Origin of the sequence: Paenibacillus glycanilyticus (genome assembly GCF_030161375.1) — a bacterium.
Taxonomy (GTDB): Bacteria; Bacillota; Bacilli; order Paenibacillales; family Paenibacillaceae; genus Pristimantibacillus; species Pristimantibacillus glycanilyticus_B.
This window is the reverse complement of the sequence record NZ_BSSQ01000002.1, coordinates 1-12,195: the sequence shown is the minus strand read 5'-3', so window position 1 is coordinate 12,195 and position 12,195 is coordinate 1. Positions and strand designations below refer to the sequence as shown.

The window sequence follows — 12,195 nt, the reverse complement described above, 5'->3', positions numbered from 1 at the left end:
GAGTATATTTATAATGATAATCATTGTCAATTAGTTTTTTTACTTCTAAGGCTTTCCTTGCCATCGTGCCCCTTAGGGCCAGTCATCCGCCTAATCCTCCTCCTCCGCTCCTGCATAGTGTATAGCAGACCTTCCAACATCCCACACTAATAAGCAAGAATGGATATCCAAAAAAGGAGGATTTACCCTGTGTCACAATCGTCCAGCAATAAAAGCGTGGTGTTCCCGCCACAGCACCAGAATAAGCAACCGGGAATTGAATCCGAGATGAACCCGCTTCCCGTGTACAAATCCGATCAATATAAAGCAGCTGACAAGCTGGCGAACAAGGCAGCGATCATAACGGGCGGAGACAGCGGAATTGGCCGAGCGGTCGCCATAGCGTTTGCCCAAGAAGGCTGCGACGTTGCCATCGTGTATTTGAACGAACATGAGGATGCGAAGCTGGTTCAGCAGGAAATCGAGCACATCGGAAGACGTTGCCTGCTCATTCCCGGCGATATCGGAGATGAGACCTTTTGCCGCAATGTCGTTGATCAAACGGTCATGACCTTTGGCAAGCTCGACATTATCGTAAATAACGCCGCCGAGCAGCATGTGCAGCAGCGGCTTGAAGATATTACGGCGAAGCAGCTGGAGAAAACGTTCCGGACCAACGTATTTGCCATGTTTTATTTGACGAGAGCTGCTCTGCCCCATTTGAAGCAAGGCTCATCCGTCATTAATACGGCATCTATTACAGCCTATAAAGGCAACCCGACATTAATTGATTACTCGTCAACCAAAGGCGCAATCGTTTCTTTCACAAGAGCGCTTGCAACCAATCTGGCTGACCGGGGCATCCGGGTTAACGGCGTTGCTCCGGGACCGATCTGGACACCTCTGATCCCTTCCACCTTCGACGAGAAAGCCGTGTCTACTTTTGGTTCGGATACGCCAATGAAGCGTGCCGGCCAGCCTTATGAGCTTGCTCCGGCGTACGTATATCTTGCTTCCGAAGATTCCGGTTACGTGACGGGTCAATTCCTTCACATTAACGGCGGCGAAGTTGTAAACGGTTAAACATGACAAAACGCCTTGCGGCTGTTACGCAAGGCGTTTCTCTATGTCTTCTTGTATGCATGTATTCAACAAGTCCTGCAAACGACCCTCATAGACAAGCTCCAGCTTTGGCGTATTCTCCAGATCGCCGGGCGTTACGAGAAAAGAAGATTTATTGACAAGCTCGACACCGCTCTTCTCGAATACCGAAGCTACGAACTCTGAACAGAAGTAAGCATACTCTCTCTTGATCAATTGCGTATTAAACAACAAGCCGATAACCCCAATCAAATTGTACCGGTACAGCTCCCTGTTATGCTCCATTTCGGCAATGACGCTCCGCATCTTGGTATATGCGGCAGGTTGCATTCGGCAACGGTACAACGCGCAAGTTGCTTCAGCGAACAGCTGGCCGCGCATATTTTCCTTTACGAAACCTGCGAAAAAGGGATTTTGCGGATTTTTCCGGCCAAAACTGTACACCTCATTTAATCCGCTGTCAAACGCGATAGATGCATGATTAAGTTGATCCTTCGTAAACCACTTAATCGTTCTCGTGAATAACGTTCCCGTATCTGTCAGTACAACATAAACCTCCAGCTCGCTTGTCATGCCTGATAACCTCCACATTAAAGAAGTAACGCTTCTGATCTAACTTTAATGCAGGAGCCATGGGTTGTTTAACCTGCTGAGGTATGGTCCGTTCCACGACCTTGGTCGTGTTATGGATGAGAATGTTAGCTTTCTCCTATTTTACTGGAATTAAAAGGTTCTCTCAACAAGAAATTAACATTTTACTGGTAAAGTGTTGATTAGAAAAGACTAGTGCCACCGTTCGACACGCTAAGCAATTAGAACTAGATCCGTTTCTAGTATTCTCCTTTTATATGGTATAATAAGCCACATGACAACAAGGATATGAAGGAGATTTTAATAGAGATGGAATTCAAAAAAGTAAGCACGCCCCTGCGGTTAGTAGGTATTCACAAGTACAAAACGAAAGACGGCAAGACCTGGATCAAGTATCCGGGAAGATCAAGGAAACCGCTCAACAAAAGCACGGTCATCTGGACAAGACTTCTGACCATAATAGCTGTCGTTGTCGTAGTGGGGTTCGCCGGTTACAAGATCGGCTTTCACTATTTAGCCAATAAGATGATGAATGAAATGGCCGACCAAATCCTGTCCACGGACGAAGTCGAAACGTTAAAGAAGGATCCTGCCGTTCAGAAGATCATTGCCGATAACTCCAAATATTTTGATAAAAAAGCCGTAGCAGCCATTCAAGGATCGTTAACGCCCGATGCCGTCGGCAGCAACAGCGGTTCAACAGGTTCGGACGCTTCCGGTACGAAGACAGACGGTAAAACAACCGGTACCAAAGCCGAAGCTTCTGACAAACCAGTCACGGCAGAGGATAAGCTTGTCGTGAAGACTAAGGATGAAGCAGCTGATTTGCTGTTAAGCAAATTTTCGATGAAGGAACTGACGGGATTAGCCGATAAAGCGAAGGACGGCTTGACGCCAGAAGAGAAGCAAACGATCAAAGCTACGTTGCTCTCCAAACTATCGCCTGAAGAATATAATTCGGTCAAGATTATCGCTTTGATGGAGATGATGTCGCGTGGTGAATCCAACTAACGGCGGGGACGATTTAGTGGCTCCTTATGCTTCCGAATTGCAGCTCGTCTTCTCTGAAGCCAAGCGGCGAATTACCGATTTCCCTGAACCGTTCGCACAAGCCGGATTAGCTTATCTGCAAAAGTTTGACGTTTTTGAACGGGCAAGCTCCAAAAACTATATTTGTTATTTATTGCCTTACTGGATCAATGAAGTAGCACCGATTCCGATCAGCCAATGCCGGGAGCTTGCTATCGCGAATGTTTTCAACATGCTCTACTATTTCCTGCAAGATGACGTGATGGACGAGTCTCCTGCTGCCTGGAAAGAGCAGCTTGCCCTCGCACACTTATGCCACGCAGAGCTAGAAGCCATTCTGCGTGGCCTTTTTACCGCTGAATCCTCTTTTTGGCATCATGGCCAGCAATATGTACAAGAATGGGCCTCCGCCGTTGTCCATGAGGACAAGCATGATTTTTTCAAGACCGACTTCATCAAGGTAGCGAAAAAAGCTTCGCCTCTCAAATTGGCCAGTACCGGCGTACTCCTGCTCGCTGACCGGCAAGAACTGATCGCTCAAGTAGACCAACTGGTTGATCTCGCGCTTGTTCTGCTCCAAATGGCTGACGATTTGGCAGATTGGGAAGAAGATTTGCAGGAAGGCAATTACAACTGTCTGATTGCCATTATTCATGACAAACGGCATTCTACTCTCCCGCTTCAAGCTCATGAGATAGAATCCTATATCTATGATCGCGGGTTATTAATTGATTTTTGTGCTCGCGGCAAGACCATTCTAGACACTCTTAATCATAGTCAATTTCACGTAAGACCTATCTTTTCGTTTGGCGTCTCGATTTATGATGGCTTAGCATCCTTCAGCGAGAAAGTTGAACACACAAAAAGGACTATATTATTAGGCGGATTTGATTATATTTTGTCGAATAATCAGAAAAATTAGTATAATATATCCAACATTTATGCTATACTCATAGTACTCAAGTGGTATCATTTAGCATATTTGGAGGGGTTATTTTGTCGAATCTAATTACTCGGGATCAAATTATTCAGAAAGCTTGGGAAGATGATGCATTCAAACAGCAATTGCTCCAAGATCCTAAAGCGGCAATTAAAGACGCATTTGGCGTAGAGATCCCAGATAACATCGAGGTTACTGCAGTGGAAGAGACACCAGACCACGCCTACCTGGTCATCCCGCCTAAACCCTCCACATTGAAAACTTCTTCTGCAGTCGAGTTCCCTACTTGGTAGTCTATTAAATGAATAAAAACCACTCCAAATTGGAGTGGTTTTTTTGAACTAAATAGCAGGAAAGCTAATAGTAACCTCTGTTCCTATCCCCTTGCTGCTGTTAAACACAATATCCCCTTGCATGACTTCAATGATGCTGAAAGTAACCATAAGACCAAGCCCCGTACCTTTGGTCTTATTAGAATAGTATGGTTCGCCCAGTTTGGCTAACTCGCTCTCAGTCATTCCTTCACCATTATCCTTAATACAAATATTAACTCGATTATCTTCCTTGTAGCCTCTTATTTCTATTACCCCGTCTCCGTTAAGGGCTTCAATACTATTTTTTATCATGTTAATAAAAGCTTGCTTAAACTTCGATGAATTCCCCTGAATTTGCAAGGATTCTGGAACATCCAATTTAATCTGACCACCTTGTAAGTTAGCCAGCGGAATAAGAATACTACCTATGTGTTTGAATTCTTGTGCAATATTTAATATAGTAACATGCTCCAACTGTGGTTTCGCAAAGGTTAAGAAGTCCGTAATAATCTCAGAAGCACGATCCAACTCATTAATGGCGAGCAACATATAATTTTTTTCTTTATTACTGGCGCTTTTCTCTTCAAGAAGCTGTAAAAACCCCCGCGTAACCTGCAGTGGATTGCGAACCTCATGAGCAACGGAGGCAGCTAATTGACTAATCATATCCATCTTTTCTGAGCGCTGAAGCTCATTATTATAAATTTCAAGCTGCCTGGAATAAGTTATAACCTTCTCAAAGCTAATTACAATTTGCCTTCCCAAAATTACAACTAGTGAAAATACGAAGCAAACGATGCCCCATTTCCAGTATGTAAATTCATAAGTTTTGGATTGCACATAATATTGAATCATATCTGCGGCTGTAAAAATAATAAAGAGACCAAGCCCTGACGAAAGGATAATGGCATCATTCTGTTTCTTAAAACTGTGTACAACTAAGATCCCAACCACAATTAAACTTCCGCAAACAACGCCAAAAGCAAACAACATTGTTGAAATCAAATAATAAGCAGAATAGAATGAATTGTTCGTAAGAATATTTAAGAATAAACCTATTGTAGAAAGAATTACGGCACATAAGGCATAGTACTTAAAAATCTTAATAACAGAATATTTTCCTTTTCCAAAAAATGTTTCTAAGAAAAAGAATAAAGCCGGAAGGAATAAATTCGAGAGCAAATCAAAAGATGTTGCATAAATCAAACCATACTTTCCACTAACAATGTATAAGAAAGGGGAATAAAAAATGAGCAAGCCACCAATAGAAAGTATGATTAAACTAAGCGATTTCCAACCGGTTACATGAACCTTTTTCAAGAAAATCATACATATAAACATAAGTACAGCAATAAAAACAAAAGAGGTTCCCAAAATTATTTCATCCAGATCGCCTACCAGCATCGACCTGTACAACGTGGTGAAATCCCCTAGTATCACTCCACTTAAACTCAATTTTTCCTGATTATGATTGAGATGTATATACACTGTATGATCTTGATTTGAAGCATCTAGCGGCAGAACAAAGCGATTAATACTATAATTGTAATCCCTTACTGACTCATAGACTTTATTTCCATCTATATAAGCATAAACATCCTGTGCATACGCCTTATCAATTAATAACCCAGCATGTGAAAGAGAAATAGCGGGAAGCTCAATCTTTACCCACAACGAGCTTGTCCCTTTCGGAATAGCCGTGTCCGCTTCATTTTCCTTCACCGTAATCCAACCTTCAGCCGGCGGGGTTGTACTATCCTCATCCTTGCCCGGATGAATTTGCCACTCCGTGATTCGAATCTCTTGTTTACCCTCTTCTGTATTCGCGAATATAATTGTCGGGCGAAATGAAGTAAAGATGGCTATAATTACCAAAATAAATAAGATAGACCTCAGTATGGCCTTCATCTGCACACCTCAAATACTGGAAAATAGTTCTGAATACTCATAGGTTCGACATCATTCGATTGAATCCTGCAATATTCTTACTCATGCAAAGAATTTTCTTCCAAATAAAAAAGAGCGGACAATCCGCTCCTCAACCGCCTTACATCGCTGCTCGTCTCGCCGGTACCGAAATGGCACGAACTTGTTCGCCGCCGATGATCTCAAGCGCATTCAGCTGCAGTCCGCTCGCACAGCCTCCGTCGATCCCAATCTTCCCTTTACCGTACCATACATCTGCTCTACCGTGCAGATCAACGGTTTTCGTATGGCCAAATACGACCACTTTGCTAACGACCGTATCCGCTTTATGGAAAGAGTCTTTAATATATAGGAAATCCCGTTTGGGCTGATCTTTCCAGTTCGGATATTTAGGATTAAGTCCTGCGTGAACGTAAATAAAGCGCTGATCCTCGAAATAATACGGGAGCTGCTCCAGAAACTCCGCATGATGCGGGTACTGCTCAAGAACCGTCATTCTAAGCCGCGTCAACAAGTCTTCTTCGCTTCCCGTCATGTCACTGCCCTGTAGATAGCTGTACACGGTTTGACGGCCGCCATGGCGGAAGAACTTCTCCCTCGCCTCTCTCGTTTTGTTACGGATTATATCAACGAAACGCTCATCGTGGTTGCCCTGTATAGCAACTGCTCCATGCTCGCGTACCAGGCTAGCGGCTTGTTCTACTACCCGTCTGCTGTCTGGCCCTTTGCTAACGAAATCTCCAAGCAAGATCAGCTGATCGCTTGCCGGCTCGTAATTGATCCGCTCCAGCAGCCGGTTAAATGCGTCATAACAGCCATGAATATCGCTGATTACAAGCGTTCTTTCCTTTCCCATAACATCCCTTCCTTCCCCTATACGTATGAATTCTACGGGAATAGGAAAAAAACCTTCCAACAGCAAAAAACCGCAGCCACCTTAGCTGCGGTTCTCCTCTTAAATTGAAACCCATTTCTCAAACAAGCTCTTGGCGCTTTTTAAATCGGACAGGTTTCTTCGTGTGCCGGTTCGCATAAGCCGATGCCGCGTAGGAATCAGGCTTCACCCTTGCCGCATATGTCCCCATCCCTTTTACCCGGTCGATCATTTCTTCCACGTACAGCGAGGTCTTATTAATCGTTGGCTCTGTACCTGCATCAATATCGATAAACAAATCAAGCGATGCTCCCTGGTATACAAAAGGAAGCAACAGCTCCTCCATCCGCTGGATCGCGCCTTCCACGAAGTAATAAGCTACCTCCTGAGACAGGGCAGTCTCCATCGTCAGCTTTTCCTTCAGCGATGTCAGTTCGCGCGGGACAACGACCTGCCTGTAACAAGCCCAAGCGCCTTTTCCCATCCGCCGGATAATAATCCCCGTCACGAATTTCGTATATCCATTAAACCCTTGGCTGTCTGTTCCAATGACAAAATGATATGCCGCCCTTGGATCACTCGCCATAAAATTCAAAATGCGGTCGTACACCTCTTGAATCGTCAGCCTGCTCTCCGTCACGTTCTGGAACCTCAGCTCTTCTGGTAGAAGGAGCCGTTTCATCGATTGATTTTTTCTCATCATCGTCACCTGTACAATGTACATTTCAGCCCTTTCTTATCAGCAATCGCCTAAATCCAGTCCTTCTATACCCATGCCTATGCGAAAGGAGTTGTATATTATTATTAATAGTTATATGTTGACAAGCACGATTGTGTTATCGCAGCACGAAAAAAGCCTCTGGACTGCATCATCTGCAGCCCAGAGGCTTCTCAAAAATTGTTATTTATATTTCCGCCAATCCTGCTTGCTGTTCTCCAGAAGGTAGCCCATATCGTTCTCCAGTCGCTTCTGTTCCTTCTTGCGGGCTTCATCGGCTTCTGTCTTGACCTTCAGCTTCCGCTGCTCCTCAGCGGCCTTCATCTCGTCAGACTGCGCTTTAAGCTTTTGCAAAACATCCGCGCTCAGCATATCTTTTAGCGTTGTTCCTTGCTCCTGCTGCGGGCTTGCGCTAGCAGATCTGTGATTAGAAGGTGGTGCTTGCCGTTTCTTTTTTGCCATAACTTCTCATCCCCTTAACATCCGGGCCCATTCTATTCTTAAAATGCCCAGTTTCCTTTGCGGAAGATCGGCACTACCGAACCATCGGCCTTAACCCCGTCGATATCCATTTCCGCAGAACCAATCATAAAATCAACATGCGTAATACTTGCGTTTACGCCGTTACTAGCAAGCTCCTCAGGAGACATTTGTTTGCCGCCTTCGACATTAAATGCATAACCGCTACCAATCGCAAAGTGGTTCGAAGCATTCTCGTCAAAGAGCGTATTGTAGAACAAAATGTTCGATTGCGAAATCGGCGATTCATGCGGTACAAGGGCAACCTCGCCCAAGTAATGCGATCCTTCATCCGTATCGACAAGCTTCTGAAGAGTCTCTTGGCCTTGCTCCGCTTCAACCTTCACAATTCGGCCTTCTTCAAACGTTAGCTTGAAGTTATCAATAATGTTGCCGCCATAGCTAAGAGGCTTTGTGCTGGAGACATAGCCGCTTACTCCAGTCTTTTGCGGTACCGTGAATACTTCCTCTGTTGGCATATTCGCCATAAAGGAAACATGGTTCTGATTCTCGCTGCCCGCCGCTACCCAAATATGTTTCTCGGCTAGTCCAACTGTCAGATCCGTTCCCGGAGCCGTATAATGCAGCTTTACAAAACGGTGCTGGTTCAGAATCTCAGCTTTCGAATGCAGCGTTGTATTGTGATCGGCCCAATCTTTGACCGGATCCTCCGAATGAAGTCTTACCGCCTTGAAGATCGCATCCCACAGCTGGTTGACCGCTTCTTCTTCGCTTACGTTCGGGAATACTTTCCCAGCCCACGCTTTGCCTGCAGCGGCTACAACGGTCCAGCTCACTTTATCCGATTGCGTCGCTCTGCGGAATGCTTGCAGACCTTGGCCTGCTGCCTTTTGGAAGTTCGCAATGCGCTGCGAATCAATGCCGGAGAGCAGATCCGGACTAGAGGAAACGATCGAGATAAACACGGCATTACGCTCTACAAAAGAATTCCGTTTTGCGGTTTCCCACTCCGGATACTGCGTAAAGATTTCGTCGGCTGCTTTTTCGTATTTCAAACGGGACAATCTGTCATCCGTCCAATCTACGTGTACATTGCTTGCTCCGGCCAAATAAGCCTGCTCGGCAACAAGACGTACGAGTTCTGCTTGATCGACAGCCCCCGTAATAAATACCTCTTGGTTCTCCTGTACGTTAACGCCTACTCTGATGATCAGTTCCGCGTATTTGGTTAATTGGTTCTGGAATGCAACGTTTGTCATTGCTCATTCACACCTTTCTAATATGTATAAGACTTATTGTTTGCTACCTGCCTCAGGTGTATGAAAAATTATACCCTAGACGAAAAGATTGGAAAAGGAAGGTTTTTCGTACTTTCAACCCTCTTTTTATGTTATTATATAGGAATGTACTCTTGCATAAAAGATTTTCGCACGAAGGAGCTCATATGTCTAAACTAGGTAGTAATGAACAATGTCACTGCGGCAGCGGCTTGAAATATAAAAAGTGCTGCATGTCGAAGGACGAACAATCGGCTAGAACAAGCAAAGCATCGAATGCTATTCGTCATTTTAATGAAGCAGAACTGGTTCACTTGGTTGACCACGAATCCACGTGGGCTAATCCGCAATATGCAGAACTCGCGCATGAACTTATTGCTTCCATGAAACAGGATTATAAGCCGAACCATATCGCAATGGCGATTATGATCTGGCATGATTTCACGAATATGACGAAACCAACTTATCGTAAATCGGGCGCATTTTGTGCCGCGCTTGAATTTATGGTGTGTGAAGTTACCGAATCCGGTAAGAGCAAAAATGATCTTGCCGAAAAATACGAAGTATCCGCATCGACGATCACAAAGCGTTATCAAGAGCTTTCTGCATTCCTTATGCAGCAGCTCGAGCAAAACGAGCAAACCCCAGAATTGGTTGCTCAATAATAGGACAGGCTGTATCCGGACATCGCTTTCGGAAACAGCCTGCTTTTTTTATCGGTTTACTTCGAGTCAGCAGGATATACGAGCCCGATTTGGCGGCGTGCCTCGTCCATAATCTCCATAACAGCCAATGAATTCGCGTACGAGTTAACCGGAGATTCCAGTTCTCCCCGTTGCACCAATTCGGCAAAAGCCCGAATTTCATAGACCATCGAATTATTTGCTTGCGGTCTGCTTACATTTTCTTCAGCGCGTCCGTCGCGGTATTGGATTCTAACGCTGGCAGGCTGACTGATTCTCTCGATAATCATATTGCCTTCCTCGCCTTGAATCTCAGCAGGCATGCTGGAGTTCGAGATCTTAGAATGAAGCAGAACCGCTTCCATATCCCCATAATTGAGCACCAGGCTTCCTTTGCCGTCTACACCGGATTCCAGCATAACCGCACTTGCCTTGACGCTATCCGGCCTGCCAAACAGCACAACAAGCGGATAGATGCAATAAGTTCCGATATCCATAAGGGAACCGTTAGACAGTTCCGGTAGGAAAGCATTAAGCACTTCGCCTTCTTTGTACTTATCATATCGGGAGGAGTACTGACAGAACGATGCAAAATAGGTCCGCACCTTGCCGATCTTGTGCAAATTATCGCGAACCGCTTCAAAATTCGGCATAACCGTGGACTTCATTGCTTCCATAAGAAGCACCTTATTTTCTTGCGCGGCTTTAATCATAGCTTGAATTTCCGCAACGTTTGAAGCGAGAGGTTTCTCGCACAATACATGCTTGCCATGGTTCATGAAAGTAATGGCATAGTTAGCATGCAGAGAGTTTGGACTTGCTATATAAATCGCATCAAACAGATCGCTTTGCGCCATCGTCTCAATATCCGTAAACGTATTCGGGATACCTTGCGCAGCTGCATAAGCCTTAGCTCGCTCCTCCGTACGGGAGTAAATAGCAGTTACCTCAACCTGATCAACCTGTCGTGCCGCATCCATAAACGTTTCTGTAATAAAGTTAGAACCAATAATACCAATTCGGAGCATTCTTGTTCACCTCATCTGTATGTTATCCCAAATAGTCCATAAACTAAAAAAAGCCCGCCATACGTATCAAATACGTCTGCTGACTTCTAACAATTGAAATGGTCGGGATGACACGATTTGAACATGCGACCCCCTGGTCCCAAACCAGGTGCTCTACCAAGCTGAGCTACATCCCGTTATTCAATTTAGGAAAATATGGCGCGGCCTAAGAGATTCGAACTCCTGACCTTTTGATTCGTAGTCAAACGCTCTATCCAGCTGAGCTAAGGCCGCAAAAACTATTATGGAGCGGAAGACGGGAATCGAACCCGCGACCCTCGCCTTGGCAAGGCGATGCTCTACCGCTGAGCCACTTCCGCATATGGTGCGGTCGAGAGGACTCGAACCTCCACGGCTGTTACACCACTAGAACCTGAATCTAGCGCGTCTGCCAATTCCGCCACGACCGCATGCATATTGTTTTGTAAAGATGGTGCCGGCGATAGGAGTCGAACCCACGACCTACTGATTACAAGTCAGTTGCTCTACCAACTGAGCTACACCGGCGTATTGATTTTAAAAAAATGGCGGAGCTGACGGGATTCGAACCCGCGGTCTCCTGCGTGACAGGCAGGCATGTTAGGCCTCTACACCACAGCTCCATGCTACTTTCGGATCTTGTCCGAAAAAAAATTGGTTGCGAAGACAGGATTTGAACCTGTGACCTTCGGGTTATGAGCCCGACGAGCTACCGGACTGCTCCACCTCGCGGCATTACAAAACGTATATGGTGGAAGCTGAGGGGATCGAACCCCCGACCCTCTGCTTGTAAGGCAGATGCTCTCCCAGCTGAGCTAAGCTTCCAAATATATTAACCCCGGGGTCCCCGAAAAGTAATCGGAATAACCTGCGAAGCTTTGCTTCACTTTTTGGGGTAAAATTGGTGACCCGTAGGGGATTCGAACCCCTGTTACCTCCGTGAAAGGGAGGTGTCTTAACCCCTTGACCAACGGGCCTTATCTTCAAGATTTGCGCCTTGAAAACTGGATGCGAAAGTGTAACTCTTTAAGACTTTAGGATAAGCCCTCGACCGATTAGTATTCGTCAGCTCCACACATTGCTGTGCTTCCACCCCGAACCTATCAACCTCGTCGTCTTCAAGGGGTCTTACTTGTTGGGCAATCTCATCTTGAGGGGGGCTTCACGCTTAGATGCTTTCAGCGCTTATCCCGTCCGTACTTGGCTACCCAGCGGTGCTCCTGGCGGAACAACTGGT

The 12,195-nt window shown here is 45.5% G+C and carries 12 protein-coding genes, 9 tRNA genes and 1 rRNA gene; 5 read left to right on the top strand and 17 right to left on the bottom strand.

What is annotated here, in order from left to right; genetic code table 11:
• Positions 1 to 189: 189 nt before the first annotated feature.
• Positions 190 to 1,062 (top strand): SDR family oxidoreductase, encoded by an 873-nt coding sequence (locus tag QQK89_RS03080; RefSeq protein WP_284236968.1) that lies wholly within the window; start codon positions 190 to 192, stop codon positions 1,060 to 1,062.
• A gap of 24 nt (positions 1,063 to 1,086) precedes the next feature.
• On the opposite strand, the gene QQK89_RS03075 is transcribed toward QQK89_RS03080, so the two are convergent.
• Positions 1,087 to 1,653: a hypothetical protein gene (locus tag QQK89_RS03075; RefSeq protein ID WP_284236966.1), complete on the bottom strand. Its 567-nt coding sequence runs from the start codon at positions 1,651 to 1,653 to the stop codon at positions 1,087 to 1,089.
• A 327-nt stretch (positions 1,654 to 1,980) separates the two neighbouring features.
• On the opposite strand from QQK89_RS03075, the gene QQK89_RS03070 reads away from it, so the two are divergent.
• The 3 genes from QQK89_RS03070 (at position 1,981) to QQK89_RS03060 (ending at position 3,933) form a co-directional block, all read left to right on the top strand.
• Complete coding sequence (locus tag QQK89_RS03070) at positions 1,981 to 2,682, top strand: hypothetical protein (RefSeq protein WP_284236964.1); 702 nt, start codon at positions 1,981 to 1,983, stop codon at positions 2,680 to 2,682.
• Positions 2,666 to 3,622 carry a hypothetical protein gene (locus QQK89_RS03065; protein ID WP_284236962.1) on the top strand — a complete coding sequence of 319 codons (957 nt, stop codon included), beginning with the start codon at positions 2,666 to 2,668 and terminating at the stop codon, positions 3,620 to 3,622. Before QQK89_RS03070 ends, QQK89_RS03065 begins: the two co-directional genes overlap by 17 nt.
• A gap of 74 nt (positions 3,623 to 3,696) precedes the next feature.
• The gene (locus QQK89_RS03060) at positions 3,697 to 3,933 is read left to right on the top strand and encodes an NHLP leader peptide family RiPP precursor (RefSeq protein WP_284236961.1); all 237 of its coding nucleotides are present in this window, start codon (positions 3,697 to 3,699) and stop codon (positions 3,931 to 3,933) included.
• A gap of 48 nt (positions 3,934 to 3,981) precedes the next feature.
• On the opposite strand, the gene QQK89_RS03055 is transcribed toward QQK89_RS03060, so the two are convergent.
• The 5 genes from QQK89_RS03055 to QQK89_RS03035 all read right to left on the bottom strand — a co-directional run bounded on the left by QQK89_RS03055 (position 3,982) and on the right by QQK89_RS03035 (position 9,211).
• Positions 3,982 to 5,862: a sensor histidine kinase gene (locus QQK89_RS03055; RefSeq protein WP_284236960.1), complete on the bottom strand. Its 1,881-nt coding sequence runs from the start codon at positions 5,860 to 5,862 to the stop codon at positions 3,982 to 3,984.
• A 139-nt stretch (positions 5,863 to 6,001) separates the two neighbouring features.
• The gene (locus tag QQK89_RS03050; protein WP_284236959.1) at positions 6,002 to 6,736 is read right to left on the bottom strand and encodes a metallophosphoesterase; all 735 of its coding nucleotides are present in this window, start codon (positions 6,734 to 6,736) and stop codon (positions 6,002 to 6,004) included.
• A gap of 118 nt (positions 6,737 to 6,854) precedes the next feature.
• Positions 6,855 to 7,478 carry a ribonuclease H-like YkuK family protein gene (locus tag QQK89_RS03045; RefSeq protein ID WP_284236958.1) on the bottom strand — a complete coding sequence of 208 codons (624 nt, stop codon included), beginning with the start codon at positions 7,476 to 7,478 and terminating at the stop codon, positions 6,855 to 6,857.
• Between the two features lie 177 nt (positions 7,479 to 7,655).
• Positions 7,656 to 7,934, bottom strand: coding sequence for a YqkE family protein (locus QQK89_RS03040; protein WP_284236957.1), 279 nt, complete (start codon positions 7,932 to 7,934; stop codon positions 7,656 to 7,658).
• A 38-nt stretch (positions 7,935 to 7,972) separates the two neighbouring features.
• Positions 7,973 to 9,211 (bottom strand): aminopeptidase, encoded by a 1,239-nt coding sequence (locus tag QQK89_RS03035; RefSeq protein WP_284236956.1) that lies wholly within the window; start codon positions 9,209 to 9,211, stop codon positions 7,973 to 7,975.
• 185 nt (positions 9,212 to 9,396) lie between these two features.
• On the opposite strand from QQK89_RS03035, the gene QQK89_RS03030 reads away from it, so the two are divergent.
• Positions 9,397 to 9,894: an SEC-C metal-binding domain-containing protein gene (locus QQK89_RS03030; RefSeq protein WP_284236955.1), complete on the top strand. Its 498-nt coding sequence runs from the start codon at positions 9,397 to 9,399 to the stop codon at positions 9,892 to 9,894.
• 56 nt (positions 9,895 to 9,950) lie between these two features.
• On the opposite strand, the gene QQK89_RS03025 is transcribed toward QQK89_RS03030, so the two are convergent.
• The 11 genes from QQK89_RS03025 to QQK89_RS02975 all read right to left on the bottom strand — a co-directional run.
• The gene (locus tag QQK89_RS03025) at positions 9,951 to 10,940 is read right to left on the bottom strand and encodes a Gfo/Idh/MocA family protein (protein WP_284236954.1); all 990 of its coding nucleotides are present in this window, start codon (positions 10,938 to 10,940) and stop codon (positions 9,951 to 9,953) included.
• Positions 10,941 to 11,039: 99 nt separating this feature from the next.
• Positions 11,040 to 11,116: transfer RNA gene (locus QQK89_RS03020), tRNA-Pro, on the bottom strand.
• Positions 11,117 to 11,136: 20 nt separating this feature from the next.
• Positions 11,137 to 11,213 (bottom strand) — tRNA-Arg (locus QQK89_RS03015).
• An 11-nt stretch (positions 11,214 to 11,224) separates the two neighbouring features.
• Positions 11,225 to 11,299 (bottom strand) — tRNA-Gly (locus tag QQK89_RS03010).
• A 3-nt stretch (positions 11,300 to 11,302) separates the two neighbouring features.
• Positions 11,303 to 11,389: transfer RNA gene (locus QQK89_RS03005), tRNA-Leu, on the bottom strand.
• A gap of 21 nt (positions 11,390 to 11,410) precedes the next feature.
• Positions 11,411 to 11,486 (bottom strand) — tRNA-Thr (locus tag QQK89_RS03000).
• 18 nt (positions 11,487 to 11,504) lie between these two features.
• Positions 11,505 to 11,581, bottom strand: a tRNA-Asp gene (locus QQK89_RS02995).
• 32 nt (positions 11,582 to 11,613) lie between these two features.
• Positions 11,614 to 11,690 (bottom strand) — tRNA-Met (locus QQK89_RS02990).
• 17 nt (positions 11,691 to 11,707) lie between these two features.
• Positions 11,708 to 11,783, bottom strand: a tRNA-Val gene (locus tag QQK89_RS02985).
• 77 nt (positions 11,784 to 11,860) lie between these two features.
• A tRNA-Glu gene (locus QQK89_RS02980) sits at positions 11,861 to 11,935 on the bottom strand.
• 58 nt (positions 11,936 to 11,993) lie between these two features.
• Positions 11,994 to 12,195, bottom strand: a 23S ribosomal RNA gene (locus QQK89_RS02975); the annotation flags it as partial.